21 protein-coding genes and 1 pseudogene are annotated in these 21199 nt (G+C 34.6%); 11 read left to right on the top strand and 11 right to left on the bottom strand.

Going from position 1 to position 21199, the window contains the following annotated elements:
* The first annotated feature begins 9 nt into the window (after positions 1 to 9).
* From qoxC to ACUN26_RS00295, 5 genes and pseudogenes are all read left to right on the top strand, one after another.
* A complete protein-coding gene (qoxC, locus tag ACUN26_RS00315) occupies positions 10 to 612 on the top strand; it encodes a cytochrome aa3 quinol oxidase subunit III (RefSeq protein ID WP_000729314.1) in 603 nt (200 codons plus the stop codon).
* On the top strand, positions 613 to 924 hold the full coding sequence (qoxD, locus tag ACUN26_RS00310; RefSeq protein ID WP_000531386.1) for a cytochrome aa3 quinol oxidase subunit IV: 312 nt from the start codon (positions 613 to 615) through the stop codon (positions 922 to 924). It begins immediately after the preceding gene.
* 222 nt (positions 925 to 1146) lie between these two features.
* Positions 1147 to 2976: a monovalent cation:proton antiporter family protein gene (locus ACUN26_RS00305; RefSeq protein WP_000399998.1), complete on the top strand. Its 1830-nt coding sequence runs from the start codon at positions 1147 to 1149 to the stop codon at positions 2974 to 2976.
* Between the two features lie 52 nt (positions 2977 to 3028).
* Complete coding sequence (locus ACUN26_RS00300) at positions 3029 to 3286, top strand: DUF4022 family protein (protein WP_000926990.1); 258 nt, start codon at positions 3029 to 3031, stop codon at positions 3284 to 3286.
* A gap of 14 nt (positions 3287 to 3300) precedes the next feature.
* Positions 3301 to 3560, top strand: a pseudogene (locus ACUN26_RS00295) (GNAT family N-acetyltransferase).
* Positions 3561 to 3667: 107 nt separating this feature from the next.
* Here the strand turns inward: ACUN26_RS00295 and ACUN26_RS00290 are convergent.
* From ACUN26_RS00290 to ACUN26_RS00280, 3 genes are all read right to left on the bottom strand, one after another.
* The gene (locus ACUN26_RS00290) at positions 3668 to 4096 is read right to left on the bottom strand and encodes a hypothetical protein (RefSeq protein ID WP_001223560.1); all 429 of its coding nucleotides are present in this window, start codon (positions 4094 to 4096) and stop codon (positions 3668 to 3670) included.
* 4 nt (positions 4097 to 4100) lie between these two features.
* The gene (locus ACUN26_RS00285) at positions 4101 to 4301 is read right to left on the bottom strand and encodes a helix-turn-helix transcriptional regulator (RefSeq protein ID WP_000301176.1); all 201 of its coding nucleotides are present in this window, start codon (positions 4299 to 4301) and stop codon (positions 4101 to 4103) included.
* 186 nt (positions 4302 to 4487) lie between these two features.
* A complete protein-coding gene (locus ACUN26_RS00280) occupies positions 4488 to 5780 on the bottom strand; it encodes an NCS2 family permease (RefSeq protein ID WP_000487216.1) in 1293 nt (430 codons plus the stop codon).
* Positions 5781 to 6046: 266 nt separating this feature from the next.
* On the opposite strand from ACUN26_RS00280, the gene ACUN26_RS00275 reads away from it, so the two are divergent.
* Entirely contained in the window at positions 6047 to 7438 is a 1392-nt protein-coding gene (locus tag ACUN26_RS00275; RefSeq protein WP_001164887.1) for an amino acid permease, read from the top strand.
* A 181-nt stretch (positions 7439 to 7619) separates the two neighbouring features.
* Positions 7620 to 9167 (top strand): DNA-binding protein, encoded by a 1548-nt coding sequence (locus ACUN26_RS00270; protein ID WP_000791528.1) that lies wholly within the window; start codon positions 7620 to 7622, stop codon positions 9165 to 9167.
* 35 nt (positions 9168 to 9202) lie between these two features.
* Here ACUN26_RS00270 and ACUN26_RS00265 read toward each other — a convergent pair whose 3' ends face one another.
* Positions 9203 to 10924: a DUF2339 domain-containing protein gene (locus ACUN26_RS00265; protein ID WP_000656748.1), complete on the bottom strand. Its 1722-nt coding sequence runs from the start codon at positions 10922 to 10924 to the stop codon at positions 9203 to 9205.
* Positions 10925 to 11059: 135 nt separating this feature from the next.
* Positions 11060 to 12361: a branched-chain amino acid transport system II carrier protein BrnQ1 gene (gene brnQ1, locus ACUN26_RS00260; protein ID WP_044810333.1), complete on the bottom strand. Its 1302-nt coding sequence runs from the start codon at positions 12359 to 12361 to the stop codon at positions 11060 to 11062.
* 403 nt (positions 12362 to 12764) lie between these two features.
* Between brnQ1 and ACUN26_RS00255 the strand changes: the two genes are divergently transcribed.
* Positions 12765 to 14150: a peptide MFS transporter gene (locus ACUN26_RS00255; RefSeq protein ID WP_000443131.1), complete on the top strand. Its 1386-nt coding sequence runs from the start codon at positions 12765 to 12767 to the stop codon at positions 14148 to 14150.
* Between the two features lie 31 nt (positions 14151 to 14181).
* On the opposite strand, the gene ACUN26_RS00250 is transcribed toward ACUN26_RS00255, so the two are convergent.
* The 5 genes from ACUN26_RS00250 to ACUN26_RS00230 all read right to left on the bottom strand — a co-directional run bounded on the left by ACUN26_RS00250 (position 14182) and on the right by ACUN26_RS00230 (position 18173).
* Positions 14182 to 15225, bottom strand: coding sequence for a YHYH domain-containing protein (locus tag ACUN26_RS00250; RefSeq protein ID WP_001249830.1), 1044 nt, complete (start codon positions 15223 to 15225; stop codon positions 14182 to 14184).
* 139 nt (positions 15226 to 15364) lie between these two features.
* A complete protein-coding gene (locus ACUN26_RS00245; RefSeq protein ID WP_001041715.1) occupies positions 15365 to 15997 on the bottom strand; it encodes a class A sortase in 633 nt (210 codons plus the stop codon).
* A 116-nt stretch (positions 15998 to 16113) separates the two neighbouring features.
* Entirely contained in the window at positions 16114 to 16587 is a 474-nt protein-coding gene (locus tag ACUN26_RS00240; RefSeq protein WP_001081109.1) for a hypothetical protein, read from the bottom strand.
* On the bottom strand, positions 16580 to 16798 hold the full coding sequence (locus ACUN26_RS00235; protein ID WP_002093836.1) for a helix-turn-helix transcriptional regulator: 219 nt from the start codon (positions 16796 to 16798) through the stop codon (positions 16580 to 16582). Before ACUN26_RS00235 ends, ACUN26_RS00240 begins: the two co-directional genes overlap by 8 nt.
* A 112-nt stretch (positions 16799 to 16910) precedes the next feature.
* Positions 16911 to 18173: a 3D domain-containing protein gene (locus ACUN26_RS00230; RefSeq protein ID WP_001105800.1), complete on the bottom strand. Its 1263-nt coding sequence runs from the start codon at positions 18171 to 18173 to the stop codon at positions 16911 to 16913.
* A 220-nt stretch (positions 18174 to 18393) separates the two neighbouring features.
* Here ACUN26_RS00230 and ACUN26_RS00225 point away from each other — a divergent pair, with 220 nt between their 5' ends.
* From ACUN26_RS00225 to ACUN26_RS00215, 3 genes are all read left to right on the top strand, one after another.
* Complete coding sequence (locus ACUN26_RS00225; protein WP_000495004.1) at positions 18394 to 19338, top strand: methyl-accepting chemotaxis protein; 945 nt, start codon at positions 18394 to 18396, stop codon at positions 19336 to 19338.
* 132 nt (positions 19339 to 19470) lie between these two features.
* The gene (locus ACUN26_RS00220; RefSeq protein ID WP_000434781.1) at positions 19471 to 20283 is read left to right on the top strand and encodes an undecaprenyl-diphosphate phosphatase; all 813 of its coding nucleotides are present in this window, start codon (positions 19471 to 19473) and stop codon (positions 20281 to 20283) included.
* A gap of 178 nt (positions 20284 to 20461) precedes the next feature.
* Positions 20462 to 20749 (top strand): antibiotic biosynthesis monooxygenase, encoded by a 288-nt coding sequence (locus tag ACUN26_RS00215; RefSeq protein ID WP_000471244.1) that lies wholly within the window; start codon positions 20462 to 20464, stop codon positions 20747 to 20749.
* A gap of 86 nt (positions 20750 to 20835) precedes the next feature.
* Here the strand turns inward: ACUN26_RS00215 and ACUN26_RS00210 are convergent, their stop codons facing one another.
* Complete coding sequence (locus ACUN26_RS00210) at positions 20836 to 21039, bottom strand: hypothetical protein (protein ID WP_001268335.1); 204 nt, start codon at positions 21037 to 21039, stop codon at positions 20836 to 20838.
* Positions 21040 to 21199: the final 160 nt, after the last annotated feature.

The following is a 21199-nucleotide window of genomic DNA, read 5'->3' as shown; positions in this document are numbered from 1 at the left end:
TGAAATGACATGGCGGCTTTAGATAAAAGCTTACCTTTGGAATATCAATCCGAACAAAGCAGATTGAATATCCTAGGATTCTGGATTTTTCTTGGGGCTGAAATTATGCTGTTCGCAACACTTTTCGCCTCTTATCTAGTCCTTGCTGGTCGTACGGCAGATGGCCCAACTCCAGCACAACTGTTTGAACTTAAAACGCTTTTAATTCAAACATTACTACTTTTAACAAGTAGTTTCACATGTGGTATCGTAATTCACGAAATGCGTAAGCACAACCAAAAAGCAATGCTTGGATGGTTCATCCTTACATTACTTTTAGGTGCAGGTTTCCTATTCTTTGAAATCGAAGAGTTCATTATGTACATCGGTGAAGGCGCAACAATTCAAACAAGTGCGTTCCTATCTGCATTCTTCGTTCTTCTTGGAACGCATGGTGCCCACGTAACAGGTGGTATCATTTGGGCAACTTGTGTTATTATCCAAATTTTAAAACGAGGTTTAACACCAGTTACAGCTCGTAAAGTATTCATTATCAGCTTATACTGGCATTTCCTTGATCTTGTTTGGGTCTTTATTTACACACTAGTTTACTTGAACGGGATGGTGGCGTAAATGGGTCAAAATAACAACCAAGCAAACGGGCATGCGCATAGCGGATTCCCTTGGTCACACGTTTTCGGATTTATTTTATCGCTTGCACTAACGTTTCTAGCGTTATACGTGGCACTTTACACAACATTACCACTTTCAACAGTCTTAACAACTATTATCATAATGGCTGTTGCGCAAGCTTTATTACAATTAATTATGTTCATGCATTTAAAAGAAGGAGAAGGAAGAGTCCAAATTCTTACAATGATATACAGTTTCTTCGTTGCAACTGCAACAGTTGGTTTAACTGTATGGATCTTCTTCTCAATGTAATGTACATGAAAAAGACTGCTGAGATTCCTCAGCAGTCTTTTTTTATTCCCCCTCCCCTATTACATCCACATTACGGCATTAACAGCAGAATCATGAAAAATATACTTATTATGACAAATGTTAAGAAAACTCTTTCTTTATGAAATCGAATCCATATGCGTTGATTTTCTACCTATTATATGGCTAAATAGGTACTATATTTATTTGAAGGGAGAGAACGCAATGGAACATCATACTTCTGTTCTATCACTTATGGTTGTAGTTGCAATCGCGTTTTTCGTTCCCCTTTTGTTACAACGCTTTAAATTAAAAGCACTTCCTGTCGTTGTTGCAGAGATCATCGCAGGAATCTTTGTAGGTAAAAGTGGGTTTAATATTATTGAGCCAGATATGTGGCTCCAAGTTTTATCAACACTAGGATTTATCTTCCTCATGTTTTTAAGCGGGTTAGAAATTGACTTTTCTATTTTTAAACAAAAAGGGAAAAAAAGTACGAAAAACGAACCGAACACATTCCAAGCAGCAAGCATTATTTTCTTGTTTATTTTCATCTTATCTTATGCCCTATCATTACTATTCGTATGGCTAGGATTTGTAGATAATGCAATGTTCATGACTTTAATTATTTCAACTATTTCTTTAGGTGTTGTCGTACCAACATTAAAAGAGAATAACTTAGGAAAAACCGCAATCGGACAAATCATTTTATTAGTCGCTGTTATTGCAGACTTAGTTACAATGATTTTACTCGCCGTATTTGTCGGATTAAATTCTGAAAGCGGCCAAAGCATGTGGCTCCTACTCCTTCTATTCGGAGCAGGTATTATCATTTACTTTATTGCAAAACGCTTCAAAAACATCCCATACTTAGATAGCTTAAAAGCTGGTAGTGTACAAATTGATACTCGAGCTGTTTTTGCACTTATCTTAATTTTAGTAGGGTTATCTGAATCTGTTGGTGCAGAAAATATTTTAGGTGCCTTCTTAGCAGGTGTACTCGTATCGTTATTATCACCAAATGAAGATATGGTTGAAAAACTTGATTCCATCGGATACGGTTTCTTCATTCCTATTTTCTTCGTAATGGTTGGTGTAAATCTAGAAGTCTGGTCTATTTTTAAAGAACCTTCTAGTATGCTAATGATCCCAATTTTAATTGTAGGACTCTTTATTTCAAAACTTTTACCATCACTCGTCCTACGTAAATGGTATCCGCGTAATATCGTACTCGGAAGTGCCATCTTATTAACATCAACACTTTCCTTAGTTATTGCGGCGGCACAAATTGGTGAAAAACTAGGAATCATCAGCCCAAGTTTATCCGCTTCTCTTATTTTAAGTGCAGTTATTACTTGCATTTTTGCACCTATATTATTTAAAAAGATGTTCCCAAAAGTGGAAACACCAAAACCGAAAGTATCTATTATTGGCGCGAGCAGAATTACTCTTCCATTATCACTTGATTTAAAACGAGAAGACTATGATGTAACGCTATATATGATGCGCCAAAATAAAATAAATGATGAGGAAGCGAAATCACATGACTTCCCTATCGTGAAATTAGATGATATTACAATTGAATCATTAACTGAACGAACAGCATTTGATGCAAATCGCGTTGTCGTTGCAACAAGTGATGATGAACAAAACTTATTATTAGCAGAACATGCGAAAGAACTAGGTGTTGAACATGTCATTGCAAGTGTAGAAGATCCACTTCTACAAGAAAAAGCAACACAAGAACATATCGCTGTATTCTCGACTATTAACTCTACACGGATTTTATTACGTGCTCTTATCGATAAACCGAGTCTCGTTCGTTTAATTACAACAGCGAACGAAACAGTACGTGAAGTTGAACTACGTAGCAATAAATATAACGGCATCGAGCTTCGTCGCCTTCCATTTTTAGGTGATGTACTTGTCATCCAAATTTACCGAGGTAATAAAGCATTAATACCGCATGGTGATACGAGGTTACAACATGGTGACACACTGCTTGTAACAGGTTCAAAAGAACATATTAATACACTAAAAAACATATTAGAATAGAAAATGCCCCTCACATAATTGAGGGGCATTTTTTTCCATTCTATATGGTAAAATGTTACTATCACATATTATGGGGATGGATCACATTATGTCTATTGTAACTTTAGCTCTATTATTATTAGCGGAAGTACTCGTTGCTATTATTCTCATCGGTGTTAGCATTGAAATTTGTAGTTACGGCTGGAAAAAATCAACTGGCGTCAAATATACTTGTCTCTTGCTTTCGCTCCTTCTTGGAACCGCTAGCATACTCGGACTTTTCGCTGCACCTGCCTATTTCTTTATACAACTAACAGAAAAAGGCTTATAAGGAAGGATGTTAATATAATTACCGTGAAATGTATTGATGCATCTGAAACTTGCGTATTACGTCAAAAATTTTCACACCCGAATCAAACAGTAACAGATTGTAAATACTCTTCCGACTACGTGGAATGGCAACATTACCTAACTTTCGAAACAAACACGCTGGAAGCTCCTTAATTCAAAAAGCGTAACAAGTCTTGCAAGAGCGTAAAGCAAATATTTTATGGTGTAATGGCCGAATTACTGTAACTGACTATTACAAGCGCTTAGGCTTCTAGGAACATGGTGTAATCTTTGAAATTGAACCGATTGGCCTTCATAAAGTATTGTATATAAAAAGATATAAGAAAAGCTTTCCGCAATACAGGAAAGCTTTTCTTATATTTCAATCTTCACTTTTTATTTTTTTCATATATATGTATATAAACAAACTAGGAACTAAAAAACAAGCAACCATAATAAGTCCTGTCATACTAATTTCCTTTATCGAAATATCTGGTGTTACAATGATACAAATAGCTAAAATCCCAATAATAATACCTACCGGAATGAATAATAGTTTCATAAAATAGCTGCGTGATACTCCGCCCGTATGCTCATACACTTGCACCGAATTTTTTAAGTTTAAAAAGTTAATACCTATTATCCCGCACATAAATACCATTAATAAATCCGAAATACTTTCATATCCTGCACCTTGCAAAACATAGCGATAAAAAACAATACCTAGTATGACGATATTTTGTAAGATGAAAACGAGTCTAATATGTTTTAGCCCCTCAATCATTAAACGTTCATCTTTCACGATTCTCATCCCCTCACTCCTCTTCCTCCCAAAATAAATCATTTAATGTTTTATCTACCGCATAACAAATTTTCAAACATAAATCTAAAGACGGGTTGTATTTCCCCTTCTCAATTAAACTAATCGTTTGCCTTGTAACGCCTACTTTTTCTGCTAATTTTTGCTGTGTTAAATCTAACTGAACACGCGCGACTTTTATTTTACTTACAGCCATTCATGTTCCTCCTCTACCTTAATTGTAACATATATATTCCATTAAGTAATTTATATTTTGCGTAATTAATTTAATTTTCACTTTCTCCCGCTATTTGCGGGTAATAAACCCCTCACTAATTATAGTTTCACTTTATTATACACAAAAAAGGAGCCTCTCATAAGAAGCCCCTCTTCTATATCTATATTATAAGAATAAATGACATCCAAATAAAATTGTAAATAAGTATAGTAACGGATGTACTTCCATCCCTTTCCCTTTCACAATCTTTAAGACCGGATACACTAAAAATCCGATTGCAATTCCATTCGCAATACTAGACGTTAACGGAATACCTACAAAAATTAAAAATGCTGGTAATGCATCTTCAAACTCATCCCAATTAATATCACGAATACTTTGTGCCATTAAACTACCGACAATAATCAATGAAGGAGCTGTAATAGCAGCTACACTTGATAAAGATGCAATTACAGGACTGAAAAATGCCGTTATAATTGTTAGTCCAACAACTACAATACCTGTTAATCCCGTTTTACCACCCGCAGCAATACCAGCTGACGATTCAATTGTCGCTGCTGTTGGGCTTGTACCAAAGATAGAACCTGTCGTTCCGCCAATCGCATCTGCAATAAACGCTTTACCAAAACGTTTCTCTGTATTATCTGTAATTAAACCTGCTTGTTTAATTAAACCGAGTAATGCACCTGTCGTATCAAATAAAAGTACAAGTAAAAATGAAAATACAACACCATATAATCCATACTGAATTACATCTGAAAAGGCATTGATTGGATTTGAAACGATAATACCCTCTGGTAAATGAGGCATCGCTACAATTTTATCCTCAAACTTCAGTTGCCCCGTAAAGAAGGCGATAATTCCTGTCACAATCATACTAATAAATAATGCACCACTCACACGTAATACCATTAATACCGCAGCTAAAATTAAACCAATTAAAGTTAAAATAACGGCTGGTGAATGAAAATCACCAATCGTAACTAAATTAGATGGATGATCAACGATAATTCCAGATAGACGTAATCCAATAAAAGCAATAAATAGTCCAATTCCACCTGCAATTGCATGCTTTAAACTATCAGGAATTGCGACAATTAACTTTTGCCTAAATGAAGTGAAAGATAATAAAAGAAAAATAATACCTGTTACAAATACTGCCGAAAACGCAATGACATATGTAATCCCCTCTGCCTGTTGAACAACAGAATAAGCAAAATATGCATTCATCCCCATAGCTGGAGCAATAACAATTGGATAGTTAGCTAAAAACGACATACATAGCGTCCCAATAACTGTCGCAATAATAGTTGCCGTAAAAGCTTGATCAAATGGTACACCTGCATCAGATAATATTTTCGGATTGATGACAAGAATATACGCAAATGTAAAAAAAGTTGTGATGCCAGCTAAAAGCTCTTGCTTCACAGAAGTGTTATATTGTTGTAATTGAAACATGCTTATGTACCCTTCCTACATCTGAATTATTATCACACATTCTTTTCTTACTAGTATGTGAGAAAATATAATACTTAATCTTAACAATCAATAAAAAGAAGAGTCAATATATTCTCTAATAGTGAGAATTTTAAGTTTAAGTCTGACAACTTCAGATGTAGTACAGTTCTTTTATGATTATTTTTGTAGCATAACAGATAGAAATGTTTTATAATTTGAAATAGTTAAATATTTAGGTAGCTCATTCTACAAGGGGGATTCTTCTTATGCAGCACACAAACAAATCTGGAACTTTAAATCGAGGTTTAAAAGAACGACATATTACTTTAATGTCACTCGGTTCAGCTATTGGCGTTGGACTATTTTTAGGATCTGCTTCTGCTATTAAACTAGCTGGTCCTTCCATCTTACTAGGTTATATGATCGCTGGACTCGTTATTTTTTTCATTATGCGAGCGCTCGGAGAAATGGCAATTGAACAACCGGTTGCCGGTTCTTTTAGTAAATACGCTAATGATTATATCGGCCCACTTGCTGGCTATATTACTGGTTGGAACTACTGGTTCTTATGGGTTGTTACTTGTATGGCTGAAATTACGGCGGCTGGAATTTACATGCAGTACTGGTTCCCAGATATCCCGCGCTGGACTTGGGCACTACTCGCTCTATTATTAATGAGCGCTTTCAACTTCTTATCAGTAAAAGTATTTGGAGAACTTGAGTTTTGGTTTGCTCTCATTAAAATTGTCACAATTATCTGTATGATAGTAGTTGGAGCTGGCATTATTTTATTCGGATTCGGAAATGGTGGTATCGCTACTGGTATTTCAAATCTTTGGTCACATGGTGGCTGGTTCCCAAATGGATTTTCCGGATTACTACTCTCCTTACAAATGGTATTATTCGCTTATTTAGGCGTTGAACTAATTGGTGTTACAGCTGGTGAAGCTCAAAACCCGAAGAAAACACTCGCAAAAGCTATCGATAACGTATTTTGGAGAATCCTAATCTTTTACGTCGGGGCATTATTCGTTATGATGGCAATTTATCCATGGAACGAACTTGGTGAGAAAGGAAGTCCATTCGTATTAACATTCCAACAAATCGGCATTGCAAAAGCAGCAGGTATTATTAACTTTGTCGTATTAACAGCTGCACTTTCTTCTTGTAACGGTGGTTTATTTAGTACAGGGCGTATGCTATTTACATTGGCACAACAAAAGAAAGCTCCTGAAAGATTCGGTCGTTTAAATAAAAATGGGATTCCAAGTCAAGGAATTGTAGCAACGGCTATCGTTTTACTTGTTGGTGTTATATTAAACTACCTTGTGCCTGCAAAGGTGTTTACATGGTTAACTAGTATTTCAACTTTCGGGGCAATTTGGACCTGGGGAATTATATTAGTCGCTCAAATTAAATTCCGTAAAGGATTATCAACTGAGAAAAAAGACAAGCTAACGTATAAAATGCCTTTACATCCATTAAGCTCTTACTTCTCACTTGGCTTCCTTGCACTTGTACTATGTATAATGGCGTATTCAGAAGATACACGAATTGCATTAATCGTTGGCCCAATTTGGCTTATTGGCTTAGCTATCGTGTATTACATGAAAGGGTTTCATAAGATTGATGAAACACCTACTTCAAAGATTAGTTAAACAATTTATCCCTTCCTTATTAATTGGAAGGGGTTTTTTATTGTCTATATAAATATTTCTCAACAAAATTCACGGTATTTTTACAATTTTTTAATATTTTTTACGTTTTCTGTCTTTATTTTTTCAGAAAAATAAATTACATTATTAAAGCACATATATTTATTATTAGGGGGATTCTTCTATGAAGAATAAAAAATGGATTACATTTTCTTTAGCAACAGCAATTACACTTAGTATGGGGAGTTCGTTCATACCGTCTACTTATGCCGAAAGCTCTGTAGACCCAGCTCCTGAAATTGCTGCAAAGGTTGTAAATCAAAACAATGGGAAGAAAGTATTATTTGATAATACGCACGGTCAAACTGCAGGGACAGCTGACTGGGTTATTGATGGCGGCTTTTCTGATTTCGGAAACGGCATTGCCCAAAATGGATATCATGTAAAAGAACTTCGTAAATCAACACCTATTACATACGAAGACTTAAAAAATTACAACGTGTTTATCGTTCCAGAGGCAAATATTCCTTACAAAAAATCTGAACAAGATGCAATGTTACAATATGTAAAAAATGGCGGCAGTATCTTCTTCATTGCCGATCATTATAATGCAGATCGTAATAAAAATCGCTGGGACTCTTCTGAAGTATTTAATGGATATAGACGCGGTGCTTGGGAAAATCCCGCAAAAGGAATGTCTAACGAAGAAGCAAACTCACAAGCTATGCAAGGAGTAGAAAGTTCCGATTGGCTATCTAATAATTTTGGTATTCGCTTCCGTTACAATGCACTTGGTGATGTTTCAGCTAAAAACATTGTTTCGCCTGAACAATCATTCGGAATTACACAAGGTGTTTCATCGGTAGCAATGCATGCTGGTTCTACTCTAGCAATTACAAATCCAAAACTAGCAAAAGGACTTGTTTATCTTCCAGAAAACCCATCAAAATGGAATAACGCTGTTGATAGTGGTGTTTATAACGGCGGTGGCGTTGCAGAGGGTCCATATGCTGCAATTGCAAAAGTAGGACTTGGAAAAGCTGCCTTTATCGGTGACTCTTCTCCTGTTGAAGATGCTACGCCAAAATACGTTCGTGAAGATTCTGGCCAAACAAAGAAAACTTACGATGGTTATAAAGAAGAAAACGATGCTGTTTTACTAGAAAATATCGTAAATTGGCTATCGAAACAAGAGACATTTACAAGCTTAGATCAAGTAAACGGTTTACAACTTGATTCACCTACTGCTTTACAAACATTTGAACAACCAAGCTTATCAACAGAGCCACAACCAGAACCTTGGAGTGCACCAAACGCTGGTTATCAATGGTTTAATACAAATACATTTAAACCTGGTTCATACGGATATAACGGCGCCGTAACAGCAAACGATTATGTGATTACACGCCCTAGCATTCTACCAAACAATGAAGTGTTCCAAATAAAGATTCAAGTAAACAACTTATTACCTAATACAACTTATAATAACTATTCTTTAGGTATCTTCACGACTGGCGGAACACAGGTAGCAAAAGTCCAAAATACAAACGGCACTTGGCCATCTACTTTCGGATATAGTAGCGCCTTCTCATTCACAACAAACAGCTTTGGTTCCGCTGAAAAAATTGTGAACGTACAACTTGATTCAAATACAACTGGACAAGCAACACTTCGTCTACGCCAAAATACAACTGCTAAATATAATGAAGCTGTAACGATTAATAAGAAGTAAAAGAAAAGGCAATCCACATGCGGATTGCCTTCTTCTCATTTCTCTTCTTTTGAGAAAAACATTCTGGAAATGACGATACCTATACTACCTACAATTAAGAATAACACTGCCCTGATCATCATTGAAACTTCTGGTAAGTCTAGAAGGAATAACTTTCCTATCGTTACTACTAAAACAACTAAGCCAGCATACAATATTTCATTCATATTTTTATTCCGTCCAAGCCAAACTGCAAATAATGCATATACCATCCATAATAACGATACTGATACGCTTATTATACTTCCATCTGTAGAAAGAACTTCGCCAACTCTAGTAATTGTAATAAATACAATGACCATGAACCAATAGAGAGCTATAGAATAAACATATTTTCCAAAACTCGTTAATACATCTTTCGCTCGTTTCATGCAATAATAAAATGTACCTATTAAAATAATATGAGCAACAAACCCAGCTGAAACAAAATGATCAAACGGGCTAAAAATCGTCTGTACCATTCCAATCGCATAAATAGTGGCACTTACATACAGTTTAATTTGTTGTTTTGCTTTAATAGAAGTAACCATACCGAGAAAACCTTGTAACAATAATACAATTGCTGCATTCACTAAACTGTACTCGTATAAAATCGCTAAACTAAATGACCCCATTGCAAAACCAAATAAGAGATTTGCAAATATAGACTGTTTATTCTTCCTATATTCAAGTACAAACATAACAGTATGCACGAGTGCACTTATGACCAATCCCCACGTAGTAAAATCAGGTATTTTTGCAATAGATAAAATAAAGAAAACGGCATTTGTACTAAATATCGCTACTCTTGCTTCTTGTATAAACTCTCTCTCTGAAAACATATGCCAAAATAACAGCAAATGAATTACACCATATACAATCGTTAACTGTATTTGCAAATTCTCTACTAATATCGACATAACAGCAAAGAAGACAAACAGGACAATGGCAGCAACAACATAAGAAATCATATATAAGTACTTATAACGATTTTTCAACGCATACCATAATAAACTAAGTGTTAATATCGTCTCATATCCAAAGAAAATATAAGGATTCGGAGTCGTACTATTTAACAAGAACGGAACGAAGAAAGCTCCGACCGCTACGAAGATAGTAAGGTATTCCGATTGATACTTTTTCGCTAAATAAATCCCTAAAATAACCCATACAATATTACAGATAAACGCAATACTTGCTGGAATAAATCCATATAAATAATGTGCCGCAAACGTCGTTAAAACAATGCCTGTAATACTTCCTCCAGCTAATACTAACCCTAACGCTTGCCGCTCTCGTTTAATTTGAATATCCCCTATATAATACAAACCGATAGATAAGGCGATACCAAACACAATTCGTATCGCTGGTGTTAATAAACCAGCATCTACCCCTGCTTTAAATAACCAAATAACCCCAAGTAGCATAATACCGACAAATATACGCGGCAACCATGTTTGGCAAAACTTAATAATATTGAATGGTTCCGGTTTAAAAGCAGATATATTTACTTGTTTTTCCTCAACTTTTTGCACGGGCTCTTTGATCTTTACTACATCTTCTTGTAATTTTTCATCTATTATCGTTTCGATATATACTTTCTTTTCCTTACTAACATGTTGCTGAGCGTTTTCTACTTCTATTTCCCTTTGTTTTGCTTTCAACTCAAAAAGTGCTTCTTGCATCGTTTCAATTGTAGTTTCGAGTGCTTCTATTTTCTTATTCAAATCTTCCTTCATATGCTCCCCCCTCACCATTCATTCGAAACCTATATATTACCAATTATCTTTATCATACTCTTAGTCTATTCATTTTTAAAACTATTTTTCCAAAAAAAGAAAGGTGTTTTCCCATTATAGAAAACACCCTTTCACTTATTTGTCCTTATTTATCATGATACTAACGATTACACCAATACACACACCTACAAGAGCTGGAATGATCCATCCTACACCTTCTGTATAAAACGGAATATACTTCAATATTGGCGTCCACTGATTCGTCATCACATTTTTATTTAAAATATCGATTGCACTAAATACCGCTACAATCAAAATTGTAACAGGATATATGCACACATACTTCCCAATATATTTATGGAATAACCCTAAAATAATAAGCGTTAATGCAATTGGATAAATAAATCCAAGAATCGGTACTGAAACTTTTAAAATTTGTGTTAACCCTAAATTAGCTAAAATCATACTAATAAAGCTCAATATAAACGCCCAAACTGTATACGATACTTTCGGAAATACACTTGTAAAAAACTGACTACAAGATGTAACAAGTCCAATTGAAACACATAAACACGCAATAGTAAAAATAAGGCCTAACAAAACTACTCCGCCTTGTCCAAATAACGTCGTCATCACTTGTGCTAACACATTCGCCCCATTATTAAACGTACCTAACGAACCGCTAATTGAACCCACATATCCGAGGATGACATAAATAATAGATAATAAAAGACCTGCTCCAATACCAGCAATACTCATATATTTCGCTAAGCCTTGATCATCTTCAATACCTTTTGCACGTAAAGCATTTGCAATAACAATACCAAAGATTAAAGCCGCTAGCGCATCCATCGTTAAATATCCATCTAAAAATCCTTGGAACATAGGAACTTGTCCGTAATTTCCAGTAGCCTCTTTCACACTACCAACTGGTGTAAACATAGTTTTTATAAAAATAAGTGCAATCATACATAATAATAAAGGCGTTAAAACCTTCCCAAATAAGCCCATTAATTTAGATGGCGATAAACTTAACCAGTAAACAAAGCTAAAGAAAACGATCGTATAAACTAGTAAAACTACACTACCCGATTCTGGGAATAACTGACCTGGTCCCATTTCAAATGCTAGACTTCCTGCACGTGGTATACCAAGACCAGGTCCAATAAATAAGTACACAATACACGGAAAAATAATTGCAAATGAAGAATGTACTCTACCCGCTAACGTTTGAAAGCTTCCTGCTTTTGCAACAGCAATAACACCTAATATCGGAAGACCTGTTGCTGATATAATAAAACCTAACAGCGCAATCCACACGTGTTCTCCTGCTTCATATCCAAGGAAAGGCGGAAAGATAAGATTCCCCGCTCCAAAAAACATAGAGAATAGCATAAGACTAATAAGTAAAATTTCTTTTTTCTGTAACAATTTCATTTCTTTCTCCTTCTTCAATTTCATCTCTTGTGAAATCAATTCCACATATAGAAAAACGCGATAATCCGCTTCCTTACAAAGAAAACATAGTCCATAGTCTATCACAAAAGAAATGCCCATTCTATAGCTATTTCCCTTTTCCAATTTCTTCTGAAAAATCAACCTTTCCCCGCATTAACGGACAGTAAGACTCCCCCCCTAATAATTAAGCTAATAACCGGATATCCAGTGGGAATCAAACTGCCCATAAAAGCCCGATTCGTTCAACTAATAATCATATTGGAATAAAATCTTCCAATATGATTAAAGTTTCACTTCATTGACTTATAATAGTTAATAAAGTAAAATATTAAATATACAAAATTATTAACCTTGTTTTTGTTTGTGTCAGGAGGAAAATAACATGGAATCAGCGATACAACTAGAAAAAGAACAGCAAAGAAAAAAGAAACATCCTCCAGGTTTATACTTACTCTTCTTTACAGAAATGTGGGAAAGATTTAGTTACTATGGATTACGAGGATTATTAACATTATATTTAACGACAGCTTTAGTAAGCGGTGGTCTTGGGTTTAGTCCCGCATGGGCACTCTCCATTTACGGATTTTATACTGGAGCCTGTTATTTCACACCAATGATTGGTGGATACTTAACAGACCGTTTTCTAGGTAGAAGAAAAGCCATCACAATTGGTGGTATAACGATGGCAATCGGTAACCTTACACTATTTGCCTTGCAAAACCAATTAGGCCTATACCTCGGATTAGCGCTTATTATTATCGGTAATGGATTCTTCAAACCGAATATCTCTACACTGGTTGGAGAATTATACGAAGAGAATGATCCAAAACGTGATAGTGCATTTACCATTTTCTACATGGGTATTAACGTTGGGTCATTTTTAGCTCCACTCGTTTGCGGATTTTTATCAGAAAATTTATTCAAAACAACAGTTGATGGCGTTGTACATTACGGATTCCGTTACGGTTTCTTAGCAGCTTCAATCGGAATGATCATTGGACAAATTTTATTTACAACACTATCAAATCGCTTCCTTGGTGATATCGGTAAAAAACCAACTCGCGATTTGCAAACAGCTGCTGGACAACCATCAGTAGGAGATACACCGTTAACAAAAAAAGAAAAACAACGTACCGCAGTTATCGTCATTTTAACGTGCTTCGTTGTCTTCTTCTGGGCTGGTTTTGAACAAGCTGGTAGTTCATTAACACTATATACAAACAAATTTGTAGACCGCTCTGTGTTCGGATGGGAAGTTCCAACATCTTGGTTCCAATCGGTCAATCCATTATTTATTATTTTACTTGCCCCAGTCATTTCAGCATTATGGGCAAAACTTGCAACTCGCAAGCGCGGGGATTTAAAAATCCCAACCAAAATGGGACTTGGTATGATCTTACTCGGTATCGGTTATATCATACTTGTTATCGCTACATTAAAAACAGGTAGTGACGAACATAACATTACGGAAAAAGCAAACTTACTATTTATCGTCTTTACGTATCTTTTCCATACGTTAGGTGAGCTATTCTTATCACCTGTCGGACTATCAATGGTTAGTTCTCTCGCTCCAGTAAAACTTGCTTCTTTACTAATGGGTGTATGGCTAGCAAGTTCAGGTATCGCCAATATTTTAGGTGGACAACTTGCAAGCTTCACAACTTCACTTGGATATGCTGAAGTGTTTACTGTTATCGGCGCTGTAGCGATTGTTTTAGGTTGTGTTTTATTATTAATCTCTAAAAAACTAGTAAAATGGATGGATTAAAAAAAAGATGAGGAATTTCTCCTCATCTTTTTTATGCCTTCTTACCTTTTTCTATTGCTTGCTCATACAACTCTTTATGTTCTTTATATTCACTTGGCACGAAACTCTTATAGAAAAATGAAAACCAGCTGTCTCCCTTTTTAAATCCTTCTTCTCGAATTTCCGTTGCTTTTTTATTCGATTTAAATCCTTCAGTAAACCATTTTTTTAATGAGCCATTCTTTTCATACTTGGCAGGAATCTTCAAATCATAGTTTTCAAACGCATACTTATATCCAGCCTTTTCTACTGCCTTTTTTGTAGACTTATAGCCTTTTTCATACGCTGTTTCATATGACTTCACGTATACATCTTTCTCATTATTTCCAGGATTCTTTTCAGCTAGTTCCTTACCAGCCTTTTCCCCTAGTTCAGCTTGCTCTTTTTCAATTTTTTCTGTTCTCTCTTTATTTCCCACTTGGAAACCTTCTGCAAAGATCTGCTTAAAATCTGGAGTAATTTGACTATCGTCCATCGTCTCTTGTGCTAAGCCCTGTTCTTTTCCTTTTTCAAAATGCGTTTTCTTCTGCTCTTCTAAAGACCAAGTAGTAGTATAAGCAGTTGTAAATGCTTGTTTATATGTATCTGATTTTCCAGCTAAATGTACTTGTACGTCATTTTTCCCTGCTTTAAAATCAGTCTCTCCATTTTTTTCGCCTTCAAGTTGACCTTTCTCCATATCAACTTGGCGCTTAGCTTCCTCTTGCTTACGTGCCTCTTCTGCTTTTCTTTGTTCCTCAGCTACACGTTGTCTCTCTTCTTCAGCTTTACGCTGTGCTTCTGCAGCACGTTGTTTTTCAGCTTCTACAGCACCATTATTATTTTGGCTAGGAGCTGGACTCGTTGCACCACTACTAGAAGCTGGTTTATTGTGATAATGATATTCCCCGTACTGTAATCCCCATTTTTCAAAGTTTGTACGACACGTATGTCCACCATTCGCATCTGTACGTCCTGGATGCGCATAAGCTGAAATTGGAGCTATCAATAACGCTACACTTGTTGTTAAAAGAAGTTTCTTCACCTGTTGTCTCACTCTTGTTCCTCCCAAAATTTAGAATTCTAAATTTATTATACATAAATAGAAGGATTTTTAAATACAAACTAAAATATTCTATTATTTCTCAAAAGTAGTAAAAAAGAAGGTCAACTCTTTAAAGAGTTGGCCTTCTTTTTTATTTCTTCGCCTTCGTTCCTACTAAATCACCAGCTACAACATAACGCTTAGAATTATCTTTTACAGATACACATGTAATAAGCGTTATCTCATCTTTCCCATGATCTTCTACAACTTCCCATTTATCCGGAGTTACTTCAGATACACCAGTAACAGCGTACTCATATTCATTTTCATTATCATATAAATAAATTTTATCGCCTTTTTTCAAAGATGCTATATCACTAAATAAAACACCTTTTTTAGACATGTTATGCCCTGCTAGTGCGTAATTCCCTTTTCCCATTACTTGATTTTCTTTTACTGTCGCTGCACCTGATAACAGGTTTTTCTCAGTAGAAGATTTTAAAACAGGAATTTCTAATGAAACACTTGGAATCGAAATACGACCGATTACTTGTTTTTTATCTAACGATGCATTCGCTACTTCTGCCAAGTCTGGTTGATTAATTTTTGACGCATCTACAAATTCTGTCTCATGCTTTTCATAATCCATCTTTTGAACAGCTTGCACATTTTCAGTCTGTTTCTTTTCAGCCTTATATCCATCATAAAATGGCTTTCCAATTAAAACCCCACCTACAACAAATAGAAGGATTGCTACTATACTATAAATTCTTTGCTTATTCATATACAATTCCTTTCCCTTACAAAATCTTACTCTATATAAAATGATAAAATAATATTGCTATATGTACAAGTATAAGCTGAAAAGAAACCTTCTTGCCGATGCAAGAAGGTTTCTTTTTAAGCAATTTTATTTCGATATAAAGACACGTGAAAAATCGTCATCTGAATAAAGAAGATACTAAATGCAATATATATCGGATATGCAGGAACATATAGAATAACAATTGGAGAAAGAGTTAAAAACCCAACCGCACAAGGCAACACATACCATAATGACATAAATGTAGTACGACAAGCCTTTTCTGTAATTGCCTTTTCACGCTCATCTTCTTGAGGAAATAATAGTGGAAACATCCAATACGAGAGCTCTTTATATTTTTTCTTTTGAATTTTATAAAGAACCGTCGATACAATACCAAATGTTAAAAGTAATCCGAGCGGTATTAAACTTATTGAAACTTCAAATGGTACTCTCTTCGTTTGAATAAAATTAGCGACTTCAATAGTAAAATAATACAACTCAATAAAAGCCCAACCTGCTAATACCATTAAAAGTACATTTAGCATATAAGAAAATACAAGTCTATTCATCCTCTTTCCCCTCCTTATTTAAAACAAACACATCTTCCATCTTTAACTGGAACACATCACAAATCGTAAGTGCCAATAACAACGAAGGAACGTAATCCCCTTTTTCAATTGCAGCAATTGTTTGTCTCGTCACTCCAACCTTCTCTGCTAATACACTTTGCGAAAAATTGAAGCGAGCCCTAAATTCTTTCACTCTATTTAAAATGGTCAATTTTACCACCTCTCACCATCATTGTATGCTATCCTTAACAAAATGTAAACTCAACTTAACATAATTTTTACAAAAAAATCCAACTTTACGTATTATAAAGTTGGATTACGTGTTAGTTTAAAATTGTAACTTTAACATTTTTTCTGCCCCAATTACTAGATGAAGCTTTATCAGGCATTAAAACATCGATTTTGTGACCTTTAATTGCGCCACCAGTGTCTGCTGCAATTGCTTGTCCATAACCTTCAACATATACAGTAGAACCTAATGGAATAACACTTGGATCTACAGCAATTAATTTCATTCCTGGGTTTGCAGTTAGATTATAGCCTCCCCATGCAGAATACACTTGTTGGCCTGGTGCATAACCATTTTCAGCTGGATCTGCTGTATAAGCTGTTGCATGTACATATATTTCTCTTCCACCAGCAGTTGGCTTCGAAGGTTGTGCAGGTTCTACCTTCGAATTATTATTCGCAACAGGTTCAGCTGGTTTATTAGCTTTCTCTTGCTTTTGTTTTTCAGCAATTTCTGCTTGTGCTTTCACTAAAGCTTCTTGCTCAGCCTTTGCAGCCGCTTCTGCTTTTGCACGCTCTTCTGCTGCAATTCTTGCTGCTTCTTGCTCACGAGCAATCGTCTCTTGTACTGCCTTCATATTTGACTCAATTTTAGCTTTTTCTTCTGCTGCTAAATTAAGTTGGCTTGCAATCTGATTGTATTTAGCTTGAACTGTCTGTAAGTTATCTTGACGTTTTTTCAAGTTATCTTGCAAATCAGCTTGCGCTTTTGCTAATTTTTGTTTGTCTACTACTAAAGATGCTTCTTTTTCGTCAATTGTTTTCTTATCTTCTTCAATTTGACGAAGATCTTGTTCTTGTAGACGTAAAATTTCTTTATCAGCTTCTAAAATAGTAGAAACTGCATTCATACGTTGTAAGAAATCTGCAAAGTTTTTTGACTCTACAACAACTTCTACTACTAAACTTGTATTTGAACTGTTTTGAACAGAAACCATACGTTTTCTCATAATATCTTTACGAGCAAGGACTTTATCCTCTAAAACGACAATTTCATTCTTTTTTTGCTCAATCTGCTTATGTGTTTCATCGATTTTACGTTGAATAGCAGCTTGATCCTCTTTATTTTTTGCAATTGTATTATTTAAGTTATGTAGTTCGTTTTCAATACCTTGAATCTCTTTACTAACAGCTTGCTTCTCTTGCTCTTTCTTCTGCATATCTGCATCGTTTTGCTGCAATTGCTGTTGCATGTTGTTAAGTTTCTCGTCGTTTGACTCTGCTTTTACAGCGACTGTACTAGAAAGACCGATAATTCCTGCTAATACTAGACTACTGATTCGCTTAAAATAGTTCATAATCCGACTCCCTTCTTATACAGTTATACATGATTTATTTTACAGTTTGTTTACAATACTATTAAATACAGTTTATTTTTCATGACAAAAAATAGGGAATTATAAATAAAATGTAATAGATTCTTAAATATTTAACAATTCCTATATTTAAAAATTATAAAAAATGCTAAAATCCAAATATAGAGAAAATATAACTTCCAAAGGCGGTTGAAATAAATACATGTTTACTCAAAAGAAATCACTCCAACATAAAATTGATCAATTAGAAGATCGTATAAAAGAATTAGAGGCTGAATTAAAACAAAAAGACATTGAAAAACAAAATATGATTTCTTCTATCCATGACCGTGTGCAAAACGTCATTCAAGAGCATCAACTTGTAAATAACCAGCACCATACACTCCAAAATTTAATTCAGCAATTAAACTCGTGTTTTGAAAATGTTTCAACACGTACAACAAATTCTAATGAATTAAATAGTGAAATGTTACAAAAAGAACAAAGCTTAATTCAGTCTATTGAAGAGATTATTGACTGCTCTAATGAAGGAAAAGAATCTGTTCACCGTTTACTTATTGTAATTAATAAATTAGGTGAACAATCTCAGCGCACGTCTAACAGTATGAATCATTTAAGTGAACGCTCAAAAGAAATCGAACAAATTGTAGAAGTCATTCAAAACATTGCAGCACAAACAAATTTACTTGCGCTAAATGCAAGTATTGAAGCAGCGCGTGCTGGAGAGCACGGTAAAGGGTTTGCGGTTGTTGCCAATGAAGTAAGAAAACTAGCAGAAAGTACGGCAGAGAGTACAAAGAATATTGGCAACTTAACGAAAAAAATTCAAGAAGAAATTGAAAAAGCATACGAAAACACAAAAGATAATTTACATTTAGTCGATGAAGGTGTAGAAATGAGTGCCGATACAAACGCTAGAATCGAAAACATTTTAATTATGATTCAAACGTTACAAAATGGTGCTACAAATGTTATTCAAGCAATTGAAAACCAAAAATCTTGTAATGATGATATATTAAGAGAATTTGCAAACACTCAACAAATGTTCCAAAAATTAAATACTACTATTATGAACCATATTCATGATGCAGAAAAAGTCGATGTTCAATTGACTAATGGTCTTCAAGAAACAGTATCTTCTCATTAACAATAAAAACCCCTTATATCGCTATAAGGGGTTTTTATTATATTTCGAATATTTATTTCTTCCCAATATTCATCTATATCTTTGTTATAATGGGAAAGTTGTTTCTTTAGACTAATTAACAAGGAGGATGTTATGGAACAATTTTACTACATTTTAAAATACTTAATTCTTGGTCTGTTCCAAGGACTAACAGAACCAATTCCGATTTCTTCAAGTGGTCACCTCGTTTTAGCACAACATTTGCTAGGACTAAAAATAGAAGGATTTAGCTTTGAACTACTTGTTAATTCAGCTTCATTACTAGCTGTATTACTTATTTATAGAAATGATTTAATTCGTCTAACAAAGAATGGTCTATCTTATATATTTACAAGAGCAGAAGATGCAAAATCAGATTTCTTCTTCATTATTTACCTTGTAATTGCAACTATTCCAGCAGGTGTAATTGGCGTTTTATTTAAAGATTATATCGACCAGTACTTAAAAGGCGTGAAAATGGTTGGGATTTCCCTTCTTATTACCGCTGTCGGTCTTTGGATTATTAGAAACTTACGCGGGCGTAAAAATGATGGTGACCTTTCTATGAAAGATGCAATCATTATCGGATTAGCTCAAGCTTGTGCACTTATCCCTGGAATTAGCCGATCTGGCGCTACAATTGTAGCAGCGATGTTACTCGGTATGAAGCAAGAGACCGCTCTTCGCTTCTCATTCTTACTATATATTCCTGTTAGCTTAGGTGGGTTATTGCTAAGTATTACAGATATTGCTAAAGATCCTAATTTAGACACATTATTCGTACCATATATCGTTGCGTTTATAGCAACATTTATCATGACATATATTTCATTAAAATGGTTTATGAACATTATGGCAAAAGGAAATTTAAAATATTTCTCTTTCTATTGTATTATCGTAGGGGTACTTACTATCATTTTCTTATAAAGTAAACTTACAAGTTTAAAGCGAGTCATTCTACTACACTAAGATGGCTCGCTTTTTTATACTTCTATTAAGTTGAAGTGCCTTATTTACTTTAAATTTTCAGAATAGTATAATATTAATTATGTTCCTACTAATAAAAATCCGTCTTCTTTACTACTATTATAAAAGAGGTGTTCCTATGTTTATTGTTACTAAACTAATTCATATTAAATATGGCTATGAGAATGATTTACTATATTCACTTAAACAATATTATCCATCAACTGGAACAAATGGTTTTATTAACATAGAATTTTCACATATGCATCGTACAGATGATGGAGCAAAATATATGGTCCGTATGTTATGGAAAACACAACAAGATTACCATGCGTGGCTTTCTCAAAGAAACGAAAATGAAACTTGGAAGCACAAAATGCAAAACTATATCCTTTCTTCCACATCCAATGCTACTTATATGCATTAAACTTCACTCGATATTCCTAAGGAGCTTTTCCTAATATAAAATGATAAAACCCTCTTACCTTTTCTCATCCAGTAAGAGGGCTTCCCTTATTTATAAACTTTCTTTTCTTGACAATACAAACGAATAACATGTTTATTTTGTTGAAATACATCATGCGTTAGGCGGATAATAATAAAATTTCGTTTTGTTTGATCATCATGAACAAAAACCTGTTCTCCCTCTTGAAAACGCCACACACTTTCAAAAGTTGTAATATGATCCCCACTTACAGAAAAAAGCTCATATCGCATATCTTGTACCCTCTCTCAACTTATAATAATCACAATATCCTTATATTAAATTTAGTATAACTTAATTCCATTAAAATTTATAATTTTTTCTATTTCAAAATATTTTAATTTTGTTTTAAGGTTCTTTTAACGTTATAATGATAAACGAATTTTCATTGAA

This window comes from Bacillus sp. WC2503 (genome assembly GCF_052682895.1).
Note: the sequence above shows the minus strand (reverse complement) of the source record. Positions and strands in the feature narration are given on the sequence as shown.

What these genes read in the sequence shown, in the direction of transcription:
- ACUN26_RS00255 (WP_000443131.1), top strand. Translation starts at nt 12,765, where the DNA reads ATGGAATCAGCGATACAACTAGAAAAAGAACAGCAAAGAAAAAAGAAA.
- ACUN26_RS00245 (WP_001041715.1), bottom strand. Translation starts at nt 15,997, where the DNA reads ATGAATAAGCAAAGAATTTATAGTATAGTAGCAATCCTTCTATTTGTT.
- ACUN26_RS00280 (WP_000487216.1), bottom strand. Translation starts at nt 5,780, where the DNA reads ATGTTTCAATTACAACAATATAACACTTCTGTGAAGCAAGAGCTTTTA.
- ACUN26_RS00305 (WP_000399998.1), top strand. Translation starts at nt 1,147, where the DNA reads ATGGAACATCATACTTCTGTTCTATCACTTATGGTTGTAGTTGCAATC.
- brnQ1 (WP_044810333.1), bottom strand. Translation starts at nt 12,361, where the DNA reads ATGAAATTGTTACAGAAAAAAGAAATTTTACTTATTAGTCTTATGCTA.
- qoxC (WP_000729314.1), top strand. Translation starts at nt 10, where the DNA reads ATGGCGGCTTTAGATAAAAGCTTACCTTTGGAATATCAATCCGAACAA.
- ACUN26_RS00300 (WP_000926990.1), top strand. Translation starts at nt 3,029, where the DNA reads ATGTTACTATCACATATTATGGGGATGGATCACATTATGTCTATTGTA.
- ACUN26_RS00290 (WP_001223560.1), bottom strand. Translation starts at nt 4,096, where the DNA reads ATGAGAATCGTGAAAGATGAACGTTTAATGATTGAGGGGCTAAAACAT.
- ACUN26_RS00210 (WP_001268335.1), bottom strand. Translation starts at nt 21,039, where the DNA reads ATGCGATATGAGCTTTTTTCTGTAAGTGGGGATCATATTACAACTTTT.
- ACUN26_RS00230 (WP_001105800.1), bottom strand. Translation starts at nt 18,173, where the DNA reads ATGAACTATTTTAAGCGAATCAGTAGTCTAGTATTAGCAGGAATTATC.
- ACUN26_RS00265 (WP_000656748.1), bottom strand. Translation starts at nt 10,924, where the DNA reads ATGAAGGAAGATTTGAATAAGAAAATAGAAGCACTCGAAACTACAATT.
- ACUN26_RS00275 (WP_001164887.1), top strand. Translation starts at nt 6,047, where the DNA reads ATGCAGCACACAAACAAATCTGGAACTTTAAATCGAGGTTTAAAAGAA.
- ACUN26_RS00270 (WP_000791528.1), top strand. Translation starts at nt 7,620, where the DNA reads ATGAAGAATAAAAAATGGATTACATTTTCTTTAGCAACAGCAATTACA.
- ACUN26_RS00240 (WP_001081109.1), bottom strand. Translation starts at nt 16,587, where the DNA reads ATGAATAGACTTGTATTTTCTTATATGCTAAATGTACTTTTAATGGTA.
- ACUN26_RS00285 (WP_000301176.1), bottom strand. Translation starts at nt 4,301, where the DNA reads ATGGCTGTAAGTAAAATAAAAGTCGCGCGTGTTCAGTTAGATTTAACA.
- ACUN26_RS00225 (WP_000495004.1), top strand. Translation starts at nt 18,394, where the DNA reads ATGTTTACTCAAAAGAAATCACTCCAACATAAAATTGATCAATTAGAA.
- qoxD (WP_000531386.1), top strand. Translation starts at nt 613, where the DNA reads ATGGGTCAAAATAACAACCAAGCAAACGGGCATGCGCATAGCGGATTC.
- ACUN26_RS00215 (WP_000471244.1), top strand. Translation starts at nt 20,462, where the DNA reads ATGTTTATTGTTACTAAACTAATTCATATTAAATATGGCTATGAGAAT.
- ACUN26_RS00220 (WP_000434781.1), top strand. Translation starts at nt 19,471, where the DNA reads ATGGAACAATTTTACTACATTTTAAAATACTTAATTCTTGGTCTGTTC.